This is a genomic window from Pelagibius sp. (genome assembly GCF_965249265.1).
GTDB lineage: Bacteria > Pseudomonadota > Alphaproteobacteria > Kiloniellales > Kiloniellaceae > Pelagibius.
The window spans coordinates 5255944-5279020 of record NZ_OZ252224.1; the positions used below are offsets into that span (position 1 = coordinate 5255944).

The following is a 23077-nucleotide window of genomic DNA, read 5'->3' on the forward strand; positions in this document are numbered from 1 at the left end:
TGTCGCCGGACGAAGGCAGCGCCGGGTGAATCTCTCTGCCCCGCGGTCACAACAAAGGGTCACAACAAAGGGTCACAACAAAGACGGTTGTGCCGCCGCGCCCATCCTGCGCAAAAAGTGCACAAAGCATCGTGCGCGAACAAATCCTTCGTTCACCTTTGCGTGCATAATGGTTTAGCCTCTAGTCATCCCGTTCAGGTGCCGCGACTCGGCCATACGGTACGCTTGGGATGGTCATGTAACGTCACGGTCGGAAAAAGAGTCTCACGAGAAGGTTCGCGGTAGGGGGAATATCGCCATGGCAGGCAGCGGAGCACAGACGCGACTCATCGGTCAGGTCTTGCAGGGGGTGCGCAAACGGCTCGGCGCATCGAAGTCGAAGGCGGCGGAAAACTTCGTCCGCCAGTTTTTCGCCAACGTGCCGCCCAGCGACCTTCGCGGTGAAACGCCGGCCAATCTGGCGGGCGGTGCCCTGGCGCTCTGGGACAGGCTGCAGTCCCGCCGCCCGGGAAAGGCATCGGTGCGGGCCTACAACCCCGACGTCAAGGCCGACGGCTGGACCTCCGCCCACAGCATCATCGAAATCATCAACGACGACATGCCTTTCCTGGTCGATTCGGTCACCGCGGAAATCAACCGTCACGATGTCGCCCTGCATCTGGTGATCCACCCGATCATGGCGCTGCGGCGCAATGATCAGGGCAAGCTCATGCGGCTCGCCGAAGCCAAGGCGACCACGTCCCCAGGGGCGGTCGCGCCGGCCCGCGAATCGGTGATGCAGATCCAGATCAGCGAACAGACCGACGCCCAGCTCGCCAAGATCGCCGCCGGTATCAAGTCCGTGCTCTGCGATGTCCGGGCCTCGGTCGAAGACTGGCCTTTGATGCGCGCGCGCTGCACCGAGGTGATTGCGGAGCTGGAAACCTCCCCGCCGATGCTGCCGGTGGGCGAAATTTCCGAGGGCCTTGAGTTCCTGAAGTGGATGAACGACGACCACTTCACTTTCCTGGGCTATCGCGAGTTCAGTTTTCACGGGCGCGGCGGCAACGCGGTGACCGAAATCGGCAAGAACAGCGGCCTGGGTGTACTGCGCAGCACGGACGTGCGGGTCTTCGACGGCCTGCGCAATCTCGGCAAGCTGCCGCCGGAGGTCCGTGACTTCGTGCGCAAGCAGCAACTGTTGCGCATCACCAAGGGCAACCGGCGCAGCACCGTGCACCGTTCGGTCCACCTCGATACCGTGGCGGTGAAAAAGTTCGACAAGAAGGGAGAGGTCATCGGCGAGCGTCTCTTCGTCGGTCTCTTCACCTCGATCGCCTACTCGCGCTCGCCTTCCGTCATTCCGCTGCTGCGCCAGAAGATCGCCGCGGCGATGAAGATGTCCGGCTTCGAGCCGCGCAGCCACGACGGCAAGGCGCTGGAGCACATTCTGGAAACCTATCCGCGCGATGAACTGTTCCAGATTCCTGTCGAGGAGCTGAGCGATATCGCCACCGGCGTGCTGCATCTGCAGGAACGACAGCGCACCGCCCTTTTCGTGCGCCGCGATCCTTTCGAGCGTTTCGTTTCCTGCATGGTCTACGTGCCCCGCGACCGTTACGACACCGGTCTGCGCCGCAAGCTGCAGGATATCCTGGCAAAGGCCTACGACGGCCACTGTGCGGCCTTCTCGACCCAGATGAGCGACGAGGTGCTGGCCCGTTTGCACCTCATCATCAAGACCAAGCCCGGCAAGATTCCGCCGGTCAAGCTGGACAAGCTCGAACAGGATCTGGTGCAGGCCTCGCGCTCCTGGAGCGATCTTCTGGAAGAAGCCCTGGTGGCCGAGCACGGCGAGCAAAAGGGTATTCGCCGCCGCATGCGCTACGAGCGTTCCTTTCCGCCGAGCTATCAACGCCACTTCGATTCCGCCACCGCGGTCTTCGACATCGAAAGGATCGAAGAGGCGATCAGCCGCCGCGACCTGGCGATGAACCTCTACCGGCCCGAAGACGGCGACCCGGAACTGCTGCATTTCAAGATCTACATTCTCGACCGGCCGGTACCCTTGTCCGACATCCTGCCGATGCTGGAAAACATGGGGCTGAGGGTGATCGGCGAGGTGCCCTTCGATATCGAGATTCCCGACCGCGACAAGCCGGTCTGGATGCACGACTTCGACATGCTTGCCGAGGGCGCGGCGGCCATCGATCTGGATGCGGTGCGCGATGCCTTCCACGATGCCTTTGCCCGGGTCTGGCACGGCGAAATGGAGAACGACGGTTTCAACAAGCTGGTTCTCCATGCCGGGCTGACGGCGCGCGAAGTGATCATCCTGCGCGCCTACTGCAAGTACCTGCGCCAGGCGCGCATCCCCTTCAGTCAGGCCTATATGGAAGCCACCCTGGCGCGCAATCCGAAACTCACCCGCCTGCTGGTCGACCTGTTTCTGGCGCGCTTCGATCCGGCCAAGGCGAAAACCTCGGCGCGGCAGAGCAAGAAGATCGTCACGGCGATCAACGGCCTGCTCGATCAGGTGTCGAACCTGGATGAAGACCGCATCATCCGGCGCTACCTGAACCTGATCCTCTCCACCCTCAGGACCAACTTCTTCCAGCCCGCCGAGAACGGCGGGGAGAAGGTCTATTGCTCGTTCAAGTTCGATTCCCGCGCGATCGAAGAACTGCCGCAGCCCCAGCCGCTGCGGGAGATCTTCGTTTACAGTCCGGACATCGAAGGCGTGCATCTGCGCTTCGGCATGGTCGCCCGCGGCGGGCTGCGCTGGTCCGACCGGCAGGAGGATTTCCGCACCGAGGTGCTGGGCCTGGTCAAGGCGCAGCAGGTGAAGAACACGGTCATCGTGCCCGTCGGCTCCAAGGGCGGTTTCGTTATGAAGAAGCCGCCGCCGCCCGAGGCCGGCCGCGACGCCTTCCTGGCCGCCGGCATCGAATGCTACAAGACCTTCATCCGCGGCCTGCTGGACATCACCGACAACCTGAAACGCAATCGCCTGATGCCGCCCAAGCAGGTGACGCGCTATGACGGCGACGATCCCTATCTGGTGGTGGCCGCGGACAAGGGCACGGCGACCTTCTCCGACATCGCCAACGGGGTTTCGGCTGACTACGGTTTCTGGCTCGACGACGCCTTCGCCTCCGGCGGCTCGGCCGGTTACGATCACAAGAAGATGGGTATTACCGCGCGCGGCGGCTGGGAGTCGGTGAAGCGCCACTTCCGTGAACTGGGCAAGGACATCCAGAATGAAGACTTCACCTGCATCGGCTGCGGCGATATGTCCGGCGACGTCTTCGGCAACGGTATGCTGCTGTCCAAGCACATCAAGCTGGTCGGCGCCTTCAATCACATGCACATCTTCGTCGACCCCGATCCCGACCCGGCGCGGACCTGGCAGGAGCGCAAGCGGCTCTTCGATCTGCCGCGCTCCGGCTGGAACGACTACAATCAGGAACTGATCTCCAAGGGCGGCGGCATCTTCGACCGCTCGGCCAAGTCGGTGGCCGTCTCGGCGCCGATGAAAAAACTCTTCGCCATCACCAAGGACAGCGTCACCCCCAACGAGCTGATCCAGGCCATGCTTCTGGCCGATATTGAGCTGCTCTGGTTCGGTGGCATCGGGACCTATGTGAAAGCGGACAATGAAAGCCATCTCGATGTCGGCGACCGCGCCAACGATGTGATCCGCATCAACGGCAGCCAGGTCGGCGCCAAGGTGATCGGCGAGGGCGCCAACCTGGGTGTGACCCAGCTCGGCCGCATCGAGTACGGCCAGGCCGGCGGGCGCAGCAACACAGACTTCATCGACAACTCCGCCGGCGTCGACTGTTCCGACCACGAGGTCAACATCAAGATCCTTTTGGGCGCGGTCGAGTCTTCGGGCCAGATGACCCGCAAGCAGCGCAACCGTTTGCTGGAGAAGATGACCGAAGAGGTCGGCGAGCAGTGCCTGCGGGACAACTACCTGCAGAGCCAGGCGATCACGGTGACCCACGAACTGGGCGCCCACCTGCTCGACCGCTTCGCCCGTTTCATGCGGGCGCTGGAAAAAGACGGCCTCCTGGACCGCGACATCGAATTCCTGCCGGACGACGAAGTCATCCTGGAGCGCATGAAGCGCGGCGAAGGCCTCACCCGGCCGGAGGTCGCGGTGCTGCTGTCCTATTCAAAGCTGGTGCTCTACGACGAACTGCTGGAATCGGAACTGCCCGACGATCCTTACTTCGCAGACGATCTGGTGACCTACTTCCCGAAACCCCTGCGTGCGACCTATGCCGATGAGATCGGGCGTCACCGTCTGAAGCGCGAGATCGTGGTGACCGTCGTCAGCAATGACCTGGTCAACCGGGTTGGTATCAACTTCATCCACGAGGTCCGCGAGAAGACCGGCATGGCCTCCCAGGACATCGCCCGGGCCTATATCGTCACGCGCGAGATTTTCGGTATGCGCAAACTCTGGGAGCAGATCGAAGCCCTGGACAACAAGGTGCCGGCGCTGCTGCAGGCGCGCATGCTGGTCGACACCGGCCGTCTGATCGAGCGGGAGACGGTCTGGTTCCTGCGCGAGGTCGGCGCCTCCCTGGACATCGCCACGGAGATCGAAAACTACGGCGAGGGCGTCGCGACGCTGGTGGACCGCATCGAAAGTCTGCTGTCCCCCAGCGACCGGGGGTTCCTGGTCGAGCGCAGCCGCCAGCTCGTCGAACAGGGGGCGCCCAAGGCCCTGGCCCAGCGGATCGCAAGCCTGTCTTTCCTGGCGCCGGTCTGCGACATCGTGCGGATTGCGGGAACCCTGAAGCTGCCGGTGGAGAAGGTGGCCGAGGCCTACTTCAAGATCGGCGACCGTTTCGGCTTCGACTGGCTGCGCCGTTCCGCCGGCCGCCTGCCGACCGATACCGCCTGGGACAAACTGGCGGTCACCGCGATCATCGACGACTTCTACGGCCACCAGAGCGAGCTGACCACCCGCGTCCTGAACGGCGGCGGCGGCAAGGGCGGCAAGGCGGCGCGGGCCGCGACCGACAAGGTGATCGACAACTGGTCGGTCCAGCGGGCGCCGCTGGTTAATCGTACCGAGCAGTTGCTGGAGGAACTGAAGACATCGGCGGCGCCGGACTTCGCCATGCTGGCGGTGGCCAACCGTCAACTGAAGTCCATGGTCTCCGGCTGAGGCGTCTCTGTAGCTCCGGCCATCCTTCGAGACAGCCCCTATTCGGGGCTTCCTCAGGATGAGGGCGTCATATCCGGTTCCAAGCTGTCAGCCTCATGCTGAGGAGACCGCGCAGCGGTCGTCTCGAAGCATCCCGGCGCCGAGGCTTTGTCGGACCTGCTACTTCAGCTTCACGGCGGTGCCGTTGGCGGAAACCATGAGCATCGAATCGCCGACCACTTCGTAGTCGAGGTCGACGGCGAGCACCGCATCGGCGCCGCGCGCCTGGGCCTCGTTCACCATGTCCTCCAGGGCGTGCTCCTTGGCGCCCCGCAAAGCCTTTTCGTAGCCGCCGGCGCGCCCGCCGACGACATCGCGCACCCGGGCAAAAACATCGCGGAAGATATTCGCGCCGACGATGGCGTCGCCGGAAACGATTCCGAGGTAGTCGGCGACTTCTCTGCCTTCGATGGTGTCGGTGGTGACGATCAGCATTGCCCTATTCACTCCCTGGCGACTCTTCGATGCGTCAGCCTACACAGCTTGAGCGGGCGTCGGAAAGCTGCTAGAGCGCTTTCCGATCTTATATGGCCATTTGATGGCGCTTTGACGTCTCTGGAGCAGGCGCGGCCCGCGGCGCGATGCAGCGCATCGGGCAAGGGTCGCAACGCACGCCCAGGGGCGTCAAAGCGTCACTTGCAGAGCCGGGCATCCTTGCCCGCCGGTGGCGTTGAGCGCCGCTTGTGATGCACCAGCATCACCGCGCGACGCTCGCCTGGCCGGCGAACAAGCCTGCTCCGGTCAAATGATCGTGTAAGATCGGAAAGCGCTCTAGTTCGGAACGCGGCTGGGAGGCGAGCGATGGCCAGTGATTCAGAAGAACCCGGCGTCGCCACGGCCTCGCCCTGGCGCGGCCGCCGGGCGGCAGCAGCGGCATGGTGTCTTTTCGACTGGGCCAACTCCTCCTACCCCACTGTCATTGTCACCTTTGTCTTTGCCGCCTATTTCACCCGCGGCGTCGCCGAGTCGCCGGAATTGGGCACCGGCCAATGGGGTGCGGCGCTGTCGATTTCCGGCCTGGTGCTGGCGGTTCTGGCCCCGGTGCTGGGGGCTATTGCCGACCAGGGCGGCGGGCGCAAGCCCTGGATCGGCACTTTCACCCTGATCGCCGTCGCGGCCGCCATCGGGCTTTGGTGGATCGAGCCGGACCCGCGGTTCATCCTGCCCGCCCTGCTGCTGGTCGCCATCGGCAATGCGGCCTTTGAATTCGGCCATGTCTTCTACAACGCCATGCTGGCGGATATCGCGCCGCCCAGCCATCTCGGCCGGCTGTCGGGCTGGGCGGGTGCGCTGGGCTATCTCGGCGGCCTGCTCTGCCTCGGTCTCTGCCTGGTGCTTTTCGTGATGCCCGAGGTGCCGCTCTTCGGCTTGGATAAATCGCTTGCCGAGGAGGTGCGGATCACCGGGCCTTTTGTCGGCCTGTGGTTTCTGGTCTTTGCCGTACCGCTGTTTGTTTTCACCCGCGAGCAAAGCCGGCCCTTCAAACCGGCGGGCGCGGTGCGGGCCGGACTGGCGAGCCTTTGGGAGACTCTGCGCGCCCTGCCGCGGCACGGCCAGACCGGGCGGTTCCTGATCGCCCGCATGCTCTACACCGATGGCCTGAACACGCTCTTCGCCTTCGGCGGTATCTATGCCGCCGGCACCTTCGGCATGAGCTTCCAGGAGATTCTGATCTTCGGCATCCTGCTGAACGTGACCGCCGGGATCGGCGCCTTCGGCTTTGCCTGGCTCGACGACCTGGTCGGCGCCAAGACGACGATCCTTGTGTCGGTGGCGGCGCTGACGCTGCTCGGCGCCGCCATCCTGGTGATCGAAAGCCGGCTCTGGTTCTACCTGCTGGGCTGCGCCATCGGCATTTTCATCGGCCCGGCGCAGACGGCCAGCCGTTCCTTCATGGCGCGGATTGCGCCGCCGGATCTGCGCGCCGAGTTCTTCGGCCTCTATGCGCTTTCCGGCAAGGCGACCGCCTTTCTGGGCCCGGCCCTGGTCGGCTGGGTGACGGTTATGGCCGACAGCCAGCGCGCCGGCATGGCGACGATCCTGATCTTCTTTGTTGCCGGCCTCGCTCTACTGTGGGGGATCCGCGATCCCCAGGCCGACGGAACGCCCTTCGCTCAGCAGGCTTGAGTCTTCCGGCCGAGTGTCCGGTCGCGCGGCGAGGCCGCAGGGAAGAGGTGACTGAACAGCCGCGAAAAGGCGCTGCGCACCGCCATCCCCTGAAGATGCCGGCCCCGGGCAAGCGCACGCTCCAACTGGGCGGGGGTCAAGGCGCCGGGCCGTTGCAGATCGATTGCTGTGGATATCGGCGGCTGAGGTATCGAAGCTTGGGTCATGATCGCTTCTCCTGACGGTTGGCGAGGCCAAGCGGCCCCGATCTGCTGTAAAGCTACGTTAATTCCTCTTGTTTGATAATCTGGCTCATTGGCATATTATTTATGCCTGAACGGCATAAATGAGGGTGTAATGGACGGCTTGGAAGGACTCCCGGTCTTCGTAAGAACGGTGCGCGAAGGCAGTTTCTCGGCGGCGGCGCGGGCCCTGGATCTGACCCCCTCGGCGGTCAGCAAGCAGATCGGGCGGCTTGAGGACCGTCTGGCGGTGCGCCTGTTCAACCGCACCACCCGGCGTCTCAGCCTGACCGAGGAGGGAGCGGCTTTCTACGAGCGGGCGAGCCGCGCCCTGGCCGACCTGGAAGACGCGGCGGCGGCGGTCTCCAGCCTGCGCGCGACGCCTCGCGGCCGGCTGCGGGTCAGCCTGCCGACCGGTTTCGGGATTCTCCATATGATGCCGGTTTTGCCGGAGTTTCTCGCCCGCTATCCCGAGCTGGCGGTCGATGTCGACGTGAACGACCGCTTCGTGAACCTGGTCGAGGAAGGCTTCGATGTCGGTCTGCGGATCGGCGACTTGGAGGACTCCAGCCTGATCGGCCGCCGTCTCGCGACCAACCGCCGGGTCATCGCCGCGGCGCCGCATTATCTCCACGCCAAGGGGGCGCCCGGGCGGATCGGTGAACTCACCGATCACAACTGCCTTGTCTACACCTATCGGGCGCAGCGCCACGACTGGCATGTCGTTGACGACTCCGGGCATGAAACCATGGTCACGGTCAGCGGCAACCTGGAGACCAACAACCCCATGATCCTGAGGGAGTCGGCGCTGGCCGGTATCGGCCTTGTGCTCCTGCCGCTCTGGCTGATCGGGCCGGACCTGAAGGCGGGGCGGCTGGTCCAGGTGCTGCCGCAGTACCACGGACCCGACAGCGCCATCCGCGTGGTCTATCCGCCCGGCCGTCATCTCTCCGCCAGGGTGCGGTGCTTCGTCGATTTCCTGGTGGAACGCTTTGCGGAGTAAGCCGATCCAAGGCGCCCCGGCCTTGCCCTAGCCATTTGATGTCGATCGGATTCACATGTTTTGGCGCAACCACGAAGTGGTTTCGTCAGAACATGATCCGATCTATGACGCGGCCTTGACCTTGCGCGGCTCGCTGTATTTCTTCACCGCCCGTTCGATGTCCTTCAACAGGGCTTTGCCGACATCGCCCCCCTTGCCCCTGATCTTATTGGTGAAGACCAATCGGATGGCATCGATATGCGCTTCGATCAGCTTCAGGCGGTTCTCGGTGACCTTGGCATCGGTGTCGATGGTCGCCTCGTAGAGCGTTTTGCCGAAAGCGGTGATCAGCGGGTAGTCGAAGATGCCGCCCTGGCCGCGCAGCTCGTGGGCGATGGCGTTGATATTGAGCACGTGGTGCTTCTTGTCCTCGTCGCCCTTGCAGAGGGCGTTGTAGGAGTTTGTCACGGAGACCAGATAGTTGCGCACCCAGGTCGAGTAGTCGCCGACCAGTTCCTGAATGCGTTCCTCTGCCGCCTGGATCACCAGCGGATCAAAGTCGATCTGACCGCGCATGGCATTGGGGCCGAGCTTGTCACGCAGCTTGTTGGCCGGCCGGAAATAGACCGCCCGCACGTCGTCGCGCAGGTTGCGGATGTTGGAGCGGGCGTGGATGACCTGGATTTCAGCGGCCTTGGTGACCCGCCGGTCCGCCTGCAGCGGCGTGTCGTCGTCATAGAGCGTGCGCCAGTCCACCAGGCGGTCCTGACGCCGGCGATCCGGTCCGAAATACCCGGGCGCCAAAACGAACTGCCGCGGATTCTTGATGACCTCGAGCACCCGGTCGGCGATGGATTTGGCGGAAAACGGCTTGGCGACGAAGTCGGTCACCCCGGCATCCCGCGCCTGCTCGACAACGTCCTGGTCGGCGGCGCCCGAGACCATCAGAAAGGGCACGAAGCGATCCGGGGCCTGCTTGCCGGTGCGGATCCAGCGCAGGAACAGAGAGCCGTCGACTTCGCTCATGACAAAATCGGAAAGAATGATGTCGATGGTGCCGATGCCCGCCTTTACCGGGTTCTTACGGCTTTCGCGCAAGGCCTCGATGGCCCCTTTCGCACTCGATTGGGTCACAATGTCGCTGATGCCGAGCGCGCGCAGGGTGGTGACGATCAAATTCCGCATAAAGGAATTGTCGTCGACCACCATGATGGTGATGTTGTCCCAATTCAGTTTCTGCATTGCTACCCGGCTTCGCAGTCAGTACGCACCAAGGCTTGCCGCCCAATTTTATCCGGATTGAATCGGATGATTTGATTGCATGCTATAATCTCAATCAAAAGAAAACCTAAACGCAATTTATGAAAAATTACCTACAATCCAAGGCTGCTACCGCGCCGGGAAACCGCTGACGATTCCTGTCTATTTGCGGTATCAATGGCGGAAGTGCCGCATGCCCGTAAAAACCATGGCCAGTCTGGCATCATCGGCGGCCTTGATCACCTCATCGTCGCGCATCGATCCCCCCGGCTGTATGACGGCGGTGGCGCCGGCCTCCACCGCGGCGAGCAGCCCGTCGGCAAAGGGGAAGAAAGCATCGGAAGCCACAACAGATCCTTCGGTCTTCGGTGTTTTGCCCTCGCCAGCCGCTTCCCTGGCTTTCCAGGCCGCGATCCGTGAAGAATCCACCCGGCTCATCTGGCCGGCCCCGATACCGACGGTCGCGCCATCGCGGACGTATACGATTGCATTCGATTTTACATGCTTGGCAACACGGAAGGCAAAGATCATGTCGGCCAGTTCGCGCGCGCTCGGCGAGCGCTTCGTGACCACCTTCAATGCGTCAGCGGCGACCCTTCCGTTATCGCGGCTCTGGGCCAGAAACCCGCCGGCGAGGGGCGTCATGACGAGGCCCGGCGCGGCGGGATCGGCCATGGCGCCGGTGACCAGGACGCGCAGGTTCTTTTTCGCCGCCAGCACCGCGCGGGCGCTGTCATCGACCGCCGGGGCGATGACCACCTCGGCAAAAAGCTTCGCAACTTCTTCTGCCGTCTTCGCATCGAGGGGGCGGTTTACCGCAATGATGCCGCCAAAAGCGGACACCGGGTCGCAGGCCAGCGCCTCGGCATAGGCCGCGGCCAGGCTGTCGCGGCTGCCAACGCCGCAGGGGTTGGCATGCTTGATGATCGCCACCGCCGGCGCCTCGAACTCACTGACCAGTTCGAAGGCGGCGTTGGTGTCGTTCAGGTTGTTGTAGCTCAGCTCCTTGCCCTGCAGTTGCTCCGCGGTGGCAACGCCGGGCCGTGCCGGACCCTGCAGATAAACCGCCGCCTCCTGATGCGGGTTCTCGCCGTAGCGCAGGGTCTGCTTCAACCGGCCGGCGGCGCTGAGGCGCTTGGGGAAGGTCTCGCCGACTTCACCGGCCAGCCAGCCAGCGATCATGGCGTCATAGGCGGCGGTATGGGCAAAGGCCACCATGGCCAGGCGGCGGCGCAGGGCCGCGCCGACAGCGCCCTTGTTGGCGGTCATCTCGGTTTCCACGGCGCCGTAGTCCGCCGGGTCGGTGATGATGGTGACGAAGTCGTGGTTCTTGGCCGAGGCGCGCACCATGGCCGGGCCGCCGATGTCGATGTTCTCGACGCAGGTGTCGAAGTCGGCGCCGGAGGCGAGCGTCGCCTCGAAGGGATAGAGGTTGGAGACCACCATATCGATGCCGGCGATGGCGTGTTCTTCCATGGCCGCGACATGGGCCGGCAGGTCGCGGCGCGCCAGAATGCCGCCGTGGATCTTCGGATGCAGGGTCTTCACCCGGCCGCCCATGATTTCCGGGAAGCCGGTATGGCTGGCGACCTCGACAACCGGAATGCCGGCCTCCGCGAGGGTCTGTGCGGAACCGCCGGTCGAGAGAATCTCCACCCCCTGTGAAGAGAGGAAGCGTCCGAAGTCTGCCAGCCCGGTCTTGTCTGAGACCGAAATGAGGGCGCGTTTCACAGGCATCGGCGTGTCGAGGGGCATCGGCGGGAAGCTCCGTTTGGCGGTTTCTAACGAGGTTCTGACATGACGGCGGTCGTGGTGTCGGTTTCAGGCGGGCATCGCGATGAGCCGGTTAGTAGGCACCGCCGGGCCCCCAGTCAAGATGTCGGGGCGTCAACATGCGCGGGCCTTAAGACGTAAGGGGCGTCAAGATGCGGCGGCGGCCTTTCGCGCGCTGGTCAGGTCACCGCGAAATTCCGGCACCAGCCGCTGCAGGGTCTGCAGAATCTCGTTCCGGTCGCCCTTGGCCAAGAGGCGGGCGAGGTCATCCAGGTTGCGGGCCAGCAGTTCGGCGTCGGCGGTGCGCGGCGCGGCCTGGCGCAGGCCCGGATGACTGGTCGGGATCAGCGCTTCGCTGTCGTGGAACAGCTCTTCGTGCAGCTTCTCGCCGGGCCTGAGGCCGGTGAAGGTGATCTCGACATCCTTGTCCGGGCTGAGGCCGGAGAGGCGGATCATCTGGCGCGCCAGATCCACGATCTTCACCGGTTCGCCCATGTCCAGCACATAGATCCGGCCGGCTTCTTCCGCCGGGCTGCTGGCGCCCAGGGCCGAGGCCTGCAGCACCAGTTCCACCGCTTCGCGGATGGTCATGAAATAGCGGGTCATCTCCGGGTCGGTGACCGTAAGCGGGCCGCCCGCGGCCAGTTGGCGCTGGAACAGCGGCACCACCGACCCGGTCGAGCCGAGAACGTTGCCGAAGCGCACCGTGATAAAGCGGGTGCCGCTGCCGCTGGACTGGCGCAGCAGATCGAGGGCCTGGCAGTAACTCTCCGCCAGGCGTTTCGTCGCGCCCATGACGTTCGGCGGATTGACCGCCTTGTCGGTGGAAACCAGCACCATGGCCGCAACGCCCCGGCGGCGGCAGGCCTCGGCCATGTTGCGGGTGCCGAGGACGTTGGTGTGGATGCCTTCCAGGGGATTGTGCTCGACCAGCGGCACATGCTTCAGCGCCGCGGCGTGGAACACCAGATCGGGGGCGGCCTCCTCGAGCAGCCGGTCGACCCTTTCGGCATCGCGTACGTCGCCGATCAGCGCCTGACGCGGCAGCGCTTCATAGCGTTCCGCCAGTTCCATATCGATGTTGTAGAGATTGAACTCGGAGTTGTCGAAGAGGGTGAGCTTTGCCGGACCGAAGGCCGCGATCTGCCGCACCAACTCGGCGCCGATCGATCCGCCGGCGCCGGTCACCAGAACCCGCCGGCCGCGGACCAGGGCCTCCATGGCCGGGCGGTCGAGCTTGGTCTGGGTGCGGCCCAGCAGGTCCTCGATGGCGATGGGGCGGATGTGCAGGCGGTCTTCGACGCCGCCGCTGAAGTCGGTCAGCCGCGGCAGGCGCGCGACGGTCGATCCCTGTTCGTCGGCGAGGCGGAGCACCGCCTCGACCTCTTCGCGGGTCAGGGGCTTGGTCAGGATCAGGCGCTGGGGTTTTCGCTCCCGCTTGGCCAGACGCTGCAGCACCTCCGGCAGATCGCTCAACTCGCCGTACACCCGCACGCCATGAATGTAGCGGCCGATGCGGGTGCCTTTTTCGTCGATCACGCCGAGGACCTCGAAGGGCCCATCGCGGTCGCGCGCCATTTCGCGGATGAAGGTCTCCGCCGCATCACCGGCGCCGATCAGCAGAACCGGCACGCGGCGATGGCGGTCGTTCTCCAGCAGGTGGCGAAAACCCTGGTCCCTGAACACGCGATAGGCCATGCGCGGCGCGCCGAGCAGAAAGATCAGGACGAACCAGGAAATAAACAGCCAGGACCGCGGCAGCGCATCCAGGCGCGTAATCATAAAGGTAACCGGCAGGAAAATCGCCAGCGCCAGTGACACCGCCCTGATGATCGCTATCAGGTCGTTCATCGAGGCATAGCGCCAGACGCCGCGGTAGAGCCCGGTGGTCAGAAAGACCAGGCCGCAGACAGAGGTGAACAACAGCATCGGCTGCCAGAGGCTGTCGAGGAAGGACGTCCAGGCCGCCTCGCCCATACGCAGGAACAGCGCGATCAGAAAGGCCGCACCGGCCATGAAAAGATCATGGAAGAAGGCGACAATCTGTTTTGGGAACTTGGCTGAACCCAGTTTCATCGATGGTTCCTGTTTCCCCTTGCCGCTGCGGCCCGGGCGGTTTCCGCGCCGCAACGCCTGTCAGGTCGCTCCGTTTTCGCCCCGATTACGGCCGGTCACGGCCGGCGGCCTCTGCTTTGTCAGCATAAACAGAAGAACGGCAACCGCAAGACAGGCAAGCCCCAGGGCCGCCGGCGCCGGCAATCCGGCCACGGAGGCCAGGGCCAGGGCCACCAGAACCATGTTGCAGGCGAGAATACGCAAGGTCACCGCGGCGTGGCTGAAGCCGCGCTGCACGGCCTGCTGATAGAAGTGCTCGCGGTGGGCCCGCCAGACCGCTTCGCCGCGCAGGGCCCGGCGGCAGAGCGTCCAGGTTGCATCGGCCAGATAGTAGAGCGGCAGGATCAGGGCCGCGGCCCAGTACCCGAGCCCGGCCAGCAAAATCAGCAGCCAGCCCAAGAGGTAGCCCAAGGAAACGGAGCCCACATCGCCCAGGAAGATCCGCGCCGGCGCCCAGTTCCACCACAGGAAGCCCAAGGCCGCCGCTGCCAGGCTGGCCGGCCAAAAGATGGCGTTGAACGAGGGGCTGAAGAGGGCGAAGCAGAGCGCCAGTCCACCGGCGACGGTGATGGTCTCCACGGCGGTAATGCCATCGATCCCGTCCATGAAGTTGAACAGGTTGATGAACCAAAGCCACAAAAGGGCGGCGATCAGGTGATCGACGAGCGGCGGCAGCAGTCCCTGGAAAACCAGGGCGCTGCCTCCCATGCCCCAGAGCCCGAGAGCCACCGCGGCGGCTTGGACGGCAAGGCGCAGGCTGGCGGGCAGAGAGCGCAAATCGTCAAACCAGGAAACCCCGGCGAGCACCGCCAGTCCGCCGATAACCGGCCAGAACCAAGGGACGAAGGCCTCGCCGAAAAGGGCGGCGGCGATCCAGGCGAGCGCGATTACCGATACAACCGCCAAACCGCCGCCGCGCGGCGTCGCCACCTTGTGACTGCTGCGGTGGTTGGGCTGGTCGAGGACCTGCCAGCGTTTGAGCAGGCGCAGAACGATGCCCGTGGCGGCCCAAGAGGCCAGGGCGACGGCGACGAGCGCGACGGCAAAAACCGACCCACCAGTAAGCCCAGCCGGCACGTCAGTTTCCACTGCCGAGGCGCTGCAGCGCCCATTTGACCGTGTAACTCTTGTCGTTGCCGCCGCCGGTGGTACCGGACAGCACGATCTGCTGGCTGCGCCGGACCTGTCCGGGTGCGCCCAGGTAGACGCTCGGCTCCAGCCCGACGGTGGCTCCGCCGGCCCGCAGCCGCCAGCCGCCGCCCTTGGCCAGACGCAACACCACCGAACGGCCGTCCTGCGCCGCCATGGCCTGAACCAGGGGATGCAGGTGGAAGCGAATGGCGAAGGGCAGGTCGGGCAGCGCCTGCTCCGCCGCGGTCAGGCAGTCCTCGCCGCGCAGATCCTCGCCGGAAGCGGCGAGATAAAGCCGCCGCCGGTGGAGCAGGCCGAAGGGTGCGCGGTAGCCGTCGTGTCCGGCCTCCAGCCAGATCGCGCCTTCGTCCTCGTCACGTCGGCAGGTGATGTTGGTCGGCCGCCGGGAAAAGCCGCCGCTGGCAAAAAGCGCCGCCGAGTTCGTCTCGTCCACCACCAGGGTCGAATGCGCCGCGGTGGTGCGTTGCGCCACCTGCCAGGTGTTGCTGCCGGTCTGGGCGCCGCAGTTGACGATCATGCGTTCGCGGCCGACCGACATCTCGAAACTCAGGGTACCGGCATGGGCGGCGTGATCGTAGCCCGGTGCCGGCGGCTGGCCGCTGTCGACCAGGACCAGGCTGCGGCCCGCCTGAAGACGCTGAAAGCCGGTGTTCGGCGCCGACTGCAACTGAACCTTTTTGCCGCCGCAGCGCTGCAGGACCATGTCGATCTGCAGGTCTTCGCCCTCGTTGCTGCCGTTGAACAAGGCGAGCCCGCCGTCGCCGTGCTGCATCAGGCGCAGCAGCGACACCATGCCCTCGATGCGCAGGGAAAGATCGTCCGGCACCTCGCGGCCCGCCGCCAGCAGCGCCGCGCGCAGGTCGATGCAGTCGCGCAGCACCGAAAGCAGCAGGGTGGGAGAGCGTTCCCGCTGCCCGCCGTCCGGCAGCAACTGACGGTCCAGCGCCTGCAGCAGAATCTCCAGACCGCGGTCGAGCCAGGGCGCGGCATCCTGCAGGCAGAGCCCGGCATAGCAGAGGCCCTTGGCGGCGGTGATCAGCTTGGCGCCGCTCAGTCCGGCCGGCAGGGTGGCGGCCAGATAGCGGGCCTGCTGGCGGCTGCTCGACAGCATGGTCTGGCGGAACGTGACCTCGGCGCTGGCGGCGAAGAACTCGTACTGGCTGAACCAATGGGCCAGCCGTTCGGCGGTCACCACCGGGTCCCAGGCGACCGCCGACCATCGGCGGTTCTGCGCGATCCAGTCGGCGACCAGGGCGCGGGCCTTGCGCCGCGGCGCATCGCCCCCGGCGGCGCGCAGGTCGCGCAGCCAGCCGAAGCCGTGCAGGCGTTTCAGCCAAGCCTCCTCCATGCCCAGGGGCTGCCAGAGCGGCGCCGGTTTGTGCAGGCTGCGGCCGAGAAAATGAAAGCTGTCATCGACGATCGCCGTGCCTCTTTCGGCCTTGCCCGGCCAGGGGTCGGGCGGCACCAGGGCGACGCTTGCCGCCGGTGTGCCGCCGTCACGCCAAGGTGCCTCGGGCAGGGAAAAAAGCGGGCGGCGCAAGCGGTAGGCAAGGCGGTTCCAGGCGAGATCCCTCGGCAGCAGGCGCCAGCGCCGGTAGCTTTCAAGCCAAAGCCCGGCAGCGCCGGGGCTGGAGACGGCGGCTTTTGAGGCGCCATTTTTTTTGGAAGCGCGGTCGGGGGCGGCGGTCATGCCAGCCTTCGCGTTGCTATCCGCGGGGCTGCCCAAGGCCATCAGCGCTCGCCGCGCAGGCTTCGGATGTTCGGCGCGTAGGCCTGCGGGCCGCCCTTGAAGACCGCGGTGCCGGCGACCAGCAGGTCGGCGCCGGCGCCGGCGGCTTCCGGTGCCGTCTGCGGGTTGATGCCGCCGTCCACTTCCAGGTCGATCTGACGCCCGCTGGCGTCGATCATGCGGCGCAGTTCCTTCAGCTTGTCCAGGGTGCCGGGAATGAAGCTCTGGCCGCCGAAGCCGGGGTTCACGCTCATGCAGAGGATCAGGTCGACATCCCCGATCACCAGGTCGACGACATCCAGCGGCGTTGCCGGGTTCAAGGCGATGCCGGCTTTTTTGCCGAGGCCCTTGATCATCTGCAGGCTGCGGTGCAGATGCGGTCCGGCTTCCGGATGCACGGTGATGATGTCGGCGCCGGCCTTGGCAAAAGGCTCGATGAAGAGATCCGCCGGCGCGATCATCAAATGGACGTCGAAGACCAGATCGGACTGCGGGCGGATTGCCGCCACCATGTCGGGGCCCAGGGTGATGTTGGGCACGAAGTGGCCGTCCATCACGTCGATGTGGATGTAGTCGGCACCGGCCTCGGTGACGGCGCGCACCTCCTCGCCCATGCGGGCGAAGTCAGCGGCCAGAATGGAGGGGGCGATGCGAACGTTCTGCTGCATGAAAGCGCGGGTCCCGCTGGTTTGGCGTAACGCCCTCTAGGTATCAGCCGGGCCCCGCGCCCGCAAGCCGCCCCATAAGGGGTAGCGTCCCCCGGCGGGTTGTTCGTTCTGCTATCATCAGAAACCGTTAATATCCTAAGGGGGAGGGATAGGGCCATGATTCAACGAGCGGTTATTGCCGCCACCTTGGCGATGCTGATGCTGGCGGCGCTGCCGACCGGTGCCTCGGCCACTCTGGAAAACAAGAATGAAAATCGGTCTGAGGATCGCGACGGTCAGTCGCGCCATGAGAACGGCCGCTTGGGTTATCTGCCGGTCACCCTGGGTGATGACGGGACCCTGCGCATCAAAACGGTGATCCTGGTTCAGACCCGCTTCATCCACATTGTCCGCACATCCTTCGGGGTGGATTTCAAGAACCTGGACAAGGTCGACGTCGGCGATGTGCCACTGCTCGGCAGCCTCTTCGGTGACCGGCTCGATGCGTCGGACTTCAATGCGGAGAACGAGGTCGGGGCGGCCTATCTCGCCGGGGCAGACAGCCTGTTCGCCGTGATCGATGACAGCATTGATGTCAGCGATGCCGAACTTGCCGTCGTCAACGGCCCGGGCGTCTACCAGCTTGTGATGGAACCCAAGATCATCGACGTCGTGTCAGACGATCTCGGGGAGCTTGGCACGCTGCCCTCGGTGGAAAGCCTGCTGGCAGGCACCGCCGGTCCCGAGACCGCCGTTGTCCTGGGCGGCCTGAACCGGGTCGACGAGACGGAGCGGGACAAGCTGCCTTTCCTTGGCGACATTCCGGTCCTGGGCCGGCTGTTCAAAGGCACGGTGCATGAAGGCGACAAAAGACAGCTCCGCATCTTCATCACACCCTCGATCATCGAGGACGATGGCCAGTCCTAAGCCAATCTGAGCCGGCAGGCATAGAAGCCGTCGAGGCCGCCGCTTTCGGCCAGATGGCAGGGCAGGCTGCGGAAGTCGCCGTCTGTCGTGATGGCTTCTTCCATGCCCGGTAATTCTGCCGCTGTAACGGGCACCCGCTCAAGATCCGGGTTCCGTTCCAGCAGGGCGGCGATGCGCTGCGGCCCTTCCTCGGGCTGCAGGGAGCAGACGGCATAGACCAGCAGACCGCCCGGCTTCAGCATCGTCACCGCCGCATCCAGCAGCTTGTCCTGGGTTTTCACCAGGGTCGTGATGTGCGCCGGGCCCTTCAGCAGGGCAATGTCGGGATGGCGGCGCAGGGTACCGGTGGCCGAACAGGGGGCATCCAGCAGAATGGCATCGGCCGGGGCCGGCGGTTGCCAGCGGGTGGCGTCGGCGCAGACGGTGGCGGCGCCCAGGCCCAGGCGTTTCAGGTTCTCGTCCAGCCTCGGCATGCGGTGCTTGGCCCGCTCCACCGCGATCACCTCGGCGCCCAGGGCGGCGAGTTGCGCGGTCTTACCGCCCGGCGCGGCGCAGAGATCGAAAACCGATTTCCCGGCGATGTCGCCCAGCAGGCGGGCGGGCACGGCGGCGGCGGCGTCCTGCACCCACCAGGCTCCTTCGGCGTAGCCGGCCAGACGGGCGATGTCGCCCTGGCTGCCGGTGAGGCGCAGGCTGCCGCCGGGCAGGATTTCCGCGCCCAGGGTGATGGCCCAGGTGCGAAGGTCTTCTTTGCAGCTCAGGTCCAGGGGCGGTTCGGCGAGCTGAGCCAGGGCGATGGCGCGGGTGGTTTCCTCGCCGTAAGCGTCGCACCAGCTCTGCCATAGCCAGTCCGGCGTGTTGAGGCGCGCGGCATCCTGGTCCGCGACCAGGGCCTCGCCTTCGCGCGACAGGCGGCGGAGCACCGCATTCAACAGGCCGCGCTGTCCGGCCAGGCGCGGCCCCCGGGCCAGTTCCAGGGCGGTGTTCACCGCGGCATGGGGCGGGGTGCCGAGGAACAGCAACTGCACCGCGCCGAGGCGCAGGATCTGGCGCAGCACTTCGTCCTTGGCCTTGATGGGCCGGTCGAGGCAGTGGTCGATGACGATATCGATCTGTCCCAGGCGGCGCAGGGTCGTTGCCACCAGCAGGCGGGCGAAACCGCGGTCGCGCGGCGCCAGCTTGGCCAGATGGCTGTTCTGAGCCAGCACCTCGTCCAGCGGCCGCTCTTCTTCCAGCACAGAACGCAGGATCGCGAGGGCCGTTCGGCGTGCGTCGCCGCCTTTGGTTTCCGGGCCGTTTGATTTTCGGTTGTCGGTCATCGGGCTAGGCTGTAAGGCCCCGGCTCCTCTCCTGCAAGCCCCTCCTGCAAACCCCGGGGTCGCTTGAAAGCCTCAGCCGGTCGCCGCGCGGTGCGGCTTCAGCCTGTCCCAGTCGAAGGCGACACCGGTTCCCGGCCTGTCGGGGGCCAGCGCCAGATGGTTCTCCATCACCAGGGGCCGGGTGGTGTAGGCGTCGATGGGAAAGCTGTGTACTTCCAGCCAGCCGGCCTTGGGGTCGTCGGGTTGGGCGAGCCCGGCCAGCAGACTGACGTGCAGTTCCTGCATGCCGTGGGAGCAGACCGGGATGCCGTGTTTCCGCGCCAACTCGGCCACCCGAAGAAAGGCGGTGATGCCGCCGCAGTTACCGGCATCGGGCTGGATGAAGGAAAGACCGGCCTGTGAAAAGGCGAGGCGGAATTCGTGCAGGCTGCGCTGGTTCTCGCCCATGGCGAGGGGCAGGCCGGTGGCCGCGGCGATGCGGGCGTAGCCTTGATAGTCTTCCGGGTCGGTCGGCTCCTCGAACCACAGAGGGTCGAAAGCCTTGAAGGCCTCGGCGGCGGCGATCGCCTGTTCGACGGTGAGGGCATAGTTGGCATCGACCATGAAGGCGCGCCCGGGGCCGATGAGGTCGCGCACCGCCGCCGCCCGGGCGATGTCCTCCGCCAGCTCGGGGCGGCCGACCTTGATCTTCACGCCGTTGAATCCCTCGTCGAGATAGCCCTGCACGCTGGCGAGCAGTTTTTCCTGGGAATAGCCGAGATCGATTCCGCCGCGATAGGCCTTGGCGGCGCTGCCGGCGCCGCCGGCCATCTGCCGCAGGGATTGGTTGGTTGCCTTGCCGCGCAGATCCCAGAGCGCGATGTCGACGGCGGAGATCGCCATGGCGGCGATGCCGCCGCGCCCGACATAGTGCAGGTAGCTGTTCATGACGTCGAAGAGTGCTTCGACATCCTGGGCATCGCGTCCCTTCAGCAGCGGTGCCAGGTCGTGCTGCACCACGGCGTGGACCGCATGGCCGCCGCGCCCGCCGGTGTAGCTGTAGCCGATGCCCTCAAGCCCGTTCGCCAAAGCGATGCGTGCGGTGATCACCTCGAAGTGGCTGTGATCGCCGTGCATGGCGTCGCTCAGCACCTCGGCAAGCGGCACCGCAAAGAGGTCCGCTTCCATACTGCGGATCTTGAATTCATCCATAGTGATTCCCGCTGCCCGATTGATTGCGGGCAGCAGACTAACCGACGGCCGGCGGTTTCGCCTAACCCCCCCCGACCTAACCCCAGGGGCGCGGCTTGGGGCGGTGCACGGACTGGCCCATCTCCTGCGCCATCTGCTGCAGCCGCTGAATGCGGTTTGCGGTGCGCGGGTGGGTGGTGAAGAGCCCGTCCATCTGGTTGGCGTGAAGCGGATTGATGATGAACATATGGGCTGTTGCGGGATTGCTCTCGGCGACCTCGTTGTCGATACCGCGCGCCGCCCGGTCGATCTTCTGCAGGGCCGAGGCGAGCCACAGCGGCTGGCCGCAGATCTCCGCGCCCATGCGGTCGGCGGCGTATTCCCGGGTCCGCGAGATCGCCATCTGCACCAGGGCGGCGGCCATCGGCGCCAGGATCATGATCAGGATCACGCCGACGAAGCCCAGGGGGTTGTTGCGGCTGTTGCCGAAGAAGAGGCCGAAGTTGGCCAGCATGGAAATCGCGCCCGCGATGGTCGCGGTGATGGTCATGGTCAGGGTGTCGCGGTTCTTCACATGGGCCAGCTCGTGGGCCATGACCCCGGCCAGTTCTTCGGAGGTCAGGCGCCGCATCAGACCGGTGGTGGCGGCCACGGCGGCATTTTCCGGATTGCGCCCGGTGGCGAAGGCATTGGGCTGGTCGTCGTCGATCACATAGACCTTGGGCATCGGCAGTTCGGCGTTGTCGGCGAGCTGCTCCACCAGGCCGTAGAGCTGCGGCGCGCCGGCCCGGTCGACTTGGCGCGCCTTATACATGCGCAGCACCATCTTGTCGGAATTCCAGTAGGCAAAGGCGTTCATGCCCAGGGCCACGACAAAGGCGATGATCATGCCGCCGGTGCCGCCCAGCAGAAAGCCGACAGCCAGGAACAGGCCGGTCATGGCGGCCATCAGGATACCGGTACGCAGGCTGTTCATCATGTTTTCGACCGTGGCGGCGGCGAAGGCCGCAGACTCCTGTTTTTGCAGTGTTTCAGGGGATTTTCCCCAACCTCAGGTGGGGGTCCCGACGGGAGGCTTCAAGACTTGGCGCGGGGCCTCCGCGATGCCATATAAAGGGCATGGTTCTGAAGTTCACAGCCCGTCAGCCGAAGCCCCGCAAAGCAGCCGTCGATCCCCTGACGACCCTGCCGGAAGCCAAGGAATCTGCCGATCCCACGGCGCTCCCAGCCCGAGCCGCCGTCAAAGACGCGGCCCTGGAAGAGCCTGCCGGGAAAAAGTCCGCCCTTGAAAAGCCTGTTGGGGAAAAAACGCCCAAGGAACTGGGCGGCCCCAGCGGCCCCGAACCGACCCGCTACGGGGACTGGGAACGCAAAGGCATCTGCGTGGATTTCTAGGGTTCCGGCGTGAGCCGAAGTCGACGCGAATTCTTCTAGCTTTTCTCCAGATTCACCAGAGCGACGCCGACCACGGTCAGCAGCATGCCGGCCAGGGCGGTGGGGCCGAGAGTCTCGCCGAACAGCGGCCAGGCGATCAGCGCTGTCACCGGCGGCGCCAGGAAGAACAGGCTGGAGACCCGCGAGGCCGCGCCGCGTTTAATCAGCCAGTAAAGCAGGCTGACCGCGCCGAGGGAGAGCACCAGCACCAGCCAGGTCATGGCGATGATAAAGTCGGGGTGCCAGACGATGACCTGGTCTTCCAGGGCCAGCGAGAAGACGCCGCAGCCGAGGCCGGCGGCACAGTATTGGATGACCGAGCCGCTGCGCAGATCCATGTCGGCGCAAAAGCGTTTCTGATAGAGCGTCGCCGCGGTGATGCCGAGCAGGGCGAGAAGGCAGAGCCCGACCCCCTCTACCGTGCCGAGACCGGCGTCCAGCTTGCGCCAGACCACCAGGGTCACACCGCCCACCGCCAGGAAGAGGCCGAGCCACTGCCGCCGCGTCACGCGCTCGCCTAGCAGCACTCCGGCCAGGGCCGCCACCAGCACCGGTTGGATGCCGACGATGAGCGCCGAAACGCCCGCTTCCACGCCCTGGTCGATCCCGGCGAAAACGCCGCCGAGATAGAGACCGTGCAGCAGCAGTCCGGCGACGGCGAGATGGGCGACACTGCGCCAGTCCTTTGGCCAGGGCGCGCCAGTGACGAGCGCCAGCAACCCCAGCAGCACCGCGGCGATGGCAAAACGCAGGGCCAGAAAGGTCATGGGCTCGGCGTGCGGCAACCCCAGCTTGGCGCCGATGAAGCCGGTGCTCCAGAGCACAACGAACAGGCCGGCGGCCGAAAGGCCCGCCAGACTCCAGGGATTGCCCGATAGGTTGCTGCCCGCTACTGGATTGCCCGCTACTGAGGCGCCGGACATCGGGGCGGCGGGCTTGGACCGCTTTGACATGGTTTGCTGATATACCGCGCAAGGCGGGCCCGCAAACGCGGTTACGGCATAGGTGCTATTTCCGC

Annotated in this window: 17 protein-coding genes; 5 read left to right on the top strand and 12 right to left on the bottom strand. The window is 65.4% G+C overall.

Going from position 1 to position 23077, the window contains the following annotated elements; translation table 11 throughout:
* The first annotated feature begins 298 nt into the window (after positions 1-298).
* Positions 299-5164, top strand: coding sequence for an NAD-glutamate dehydrogenase (locus ACP146_RS24450; protein WP_422369370.1), 4866 nt, complete (start codon positions 299-301; stop codon positions 5162-5164).
* Between the two features lie 159 nt (positions 5165-5323).
* Here the strand turns inward: ACP146_RS24450 and ACP146_RS24455 are convergent, their stop codons facing one another.
* Complete coding sequence (locus tag ACP146_RS24455) at positions 5324-5638, bottom strand: YbjQ family protein (RefSeq protein ID WP_422369371.1); 315 nt, start codon at positions 5636-5638, stop codon at positions 5324-5326.
* A 366-nt stretch (positions 5639-6004) separates the two neighbouring features.
* Between ACP146_RS24455 and ACP146_RS24460 the strand changes: the two genes are divergently transcribed.
* On the top strand, positions 6005-7330 hold the full coding sequence (locus tag ACP146_RS24460) for an MFS transporter (RefSeq protein ID WP_422369372.1): 1326 nt from the start codon (positions 6005-6007) through the stop codon (positions 7328-7330).
* Here the strand turns inward: ACP146_RS24460 and ACP146_RS24465 are convergent.
* On the bottom strand, positions 7318-7536 hold the full coding sequence (locus tag ACP146_RS24465) for a hypothetical protein (protein ID WP_422369373.1): 219 nt from the start codon (positions 7534-7536) through the stop codon (positions 7318-7320). The two genes, ACP146_RS24460 and ACP146_RS24465, sit on opposite strands and share 13 nt — an antisense overlap.
* Positions 7537-7666: 130 nt before the next feature.
* Here ACP146_RS24465 and ACP146_RS24470 point away from each other — a divergent pair, with 130 nt between their 5' ends.
* A complete protein-coding gene (locus ACP146_RS24470) occupies positions 7667-8554 on the top strand; it encodes a LysR substrate-binding domain-containing protein (RefSeq protein ID WP_422369374.1) in 888 nt (295 codons plus the stop codon).
* A gap of 102 nt (positions 8555-8656) precedes the next feature.
* On the opposite strand, the gene ACP146_RS24475 is transcribed toward ACP146_RS24470, so the two are convergent.
* The 6 genes from ACP146_RS24475 to rpe all read right to left on the bottom strand — a co-directional run bounded on the left by ACP146_RS24475 (position 8657) and on the right by rpe (position 17230).
* Entirely contained in the window at positions 8657-9775 is a 1119-nt protein-coding gene (locus ACP146_RS24475) for a response regulator (RefSeq protein WP_422369375.1), read from the bottom strand.
* A gap of 192 nt (positions 9776-9967) precedes the next feature.
* Positions 9968-11548 carry a bifunctional phosphoribosylaminoimidazolecarboxamide formyltransferase/IMP cyclohydrolase gene (gene purH, locus ACP146_RS24480; RefSeq protein ID WP_422369376.1) on the bottom strand — a complete coding sequence of 527 codons (1581 nt, stop codon included), beginning with the start codon at positions 11546-11548 and terminating at the stop codon, positions 9968-9970.
* A gap of 165 nt (positions 11549-11713) precedes the next feature.
* Entirely contained in the window at positions 11714-13642 is a 1929-nt protein-coding gene (locus ACP146_RS24485) for a polysaccharide biosynthesis protein (protein ID WP_422369377.1), read from the bottom strand.
* A 60-nt stretch (positions 13643-13702) separates the two neighbouring features.
* Positions 13703-14758, bottom strand: coding sequence for an MraY family glycosyltransferase (locus ACP146_RS24490; RefSeq protein WP_422369378.1), 1056 nt, complete (start codon positions 14756-14758; stop codon positions 13703-13705).
* A gap of 1 nt (position 14759) precedes the next feature.
* On the bottom strand, positions 14760-16523 hold the full coding sequence (locus tag ACP146_RS24495) for a heparinase II/III family protein (RefSeq protein ID WP_422369379.1): 1764 nt from the start codon (positions 16521-16523) through the stop codon (positions 14760-14762).
* Between the two features lie 41 nt (positions 16524-16564).
* Positions 16565-17230 (bottom strand): ribulose-phosphate 3-epimerase, encoded by a 666-nt coding sequence (gene rpe / locus ACP146_RS24500; protein WP_422369380.1) that lies wholly within the window; start codon positions 17228-17230, stop codon positions 16565-16567.
* Positions 17231-17386: 156 nt separating this feature from the next.
* On the opposite strand from rpe, the gene ACP146_RS24505 reads away from it, so the two are divergent.
* Entirely contained in the window at positions 17387-18136 is a 750-nt protein-coding gene (locus ACP146_RS24505) for a hypothetical protein (RefSeq protein WP_422369381.1), read from the top strand.
* Here ACP146_RS24505 and rsmB read toward each other — a convergent pair.
* From rsmB to htpX, 3 genes are all read right to left on the bottom strand, one after another.
* Positions 18133-19455, bottom strand: coding sequence for a 16S rRNA (cytosine(967)-C(5))-methyltransferase RsmB (rsmB, locus tag ACP146_RS24510; protein ID WP_422369382.1), 1323 nt, complete (start codon positions 19453-19455; stop codon positions 18133-18135). The genes ACP146_RS24505 and rsmB overlap by 4 nt on opposite strands.
* Before the next feature lie 72 nt (positions 19456-19527).
* The gene (locus tag ACP146_RS24515) at positions 19528-20646 is read right to left on the bottom strand and encodes a mandelate racemase/muconate lactonizing enzyme family protein (protein ID WP_422369383.1); all 1119 of its coding nucleotides are present in this window, start codon (positions 20644-20646) and stop codon (positions 19528-19530) included.
* Positions 20647-20722: 76 nt separating this feature from the next.
* On the bottom strand, positions 20723-21601 hold the full coding sequence (gene htpX, locus ACP146_RS24520) for a zinc metalloprotease HtpX (RefSeq protein ID WP_422369384.1): 879 nt from the start codon (positions 21599-21601) through the stop codon (positions 20723-20725).
* A gap of 143 nt (positions 21602-21744) precedes the next feature.
* On the opposite strand from htpX, the gene ACP146_RS24525 reads away from it, so the two are divergent.
* Positions 21745-22020, top strand: coding sequence for a DUF1674 domain-containing protein (locus ACP146_RS24525; protein WP_422369385.1), 276 nt, complete (start codon positions 21745-21747; stop codon positions 22018-22020).
* A 35-nt stretch (positions 22021-22055) separates the two neighbouring features.
* Here ACP146_RS24525 and ACP146_RS24530 read toward each other — a convergent pair whose 3' ends face one another.
* Positions 22056-23012: a DMT family transporter gene (locus ACP146_RS24530; protein ID WP_422369386.1), complete on the bottom strand. Its 957-nt coding sequence runs from the start codon at positions 23010-23012 to the stop codon at positions 22056-22058.
* Positions 23013-23077 lie beyond the last annotated feature (65 nt).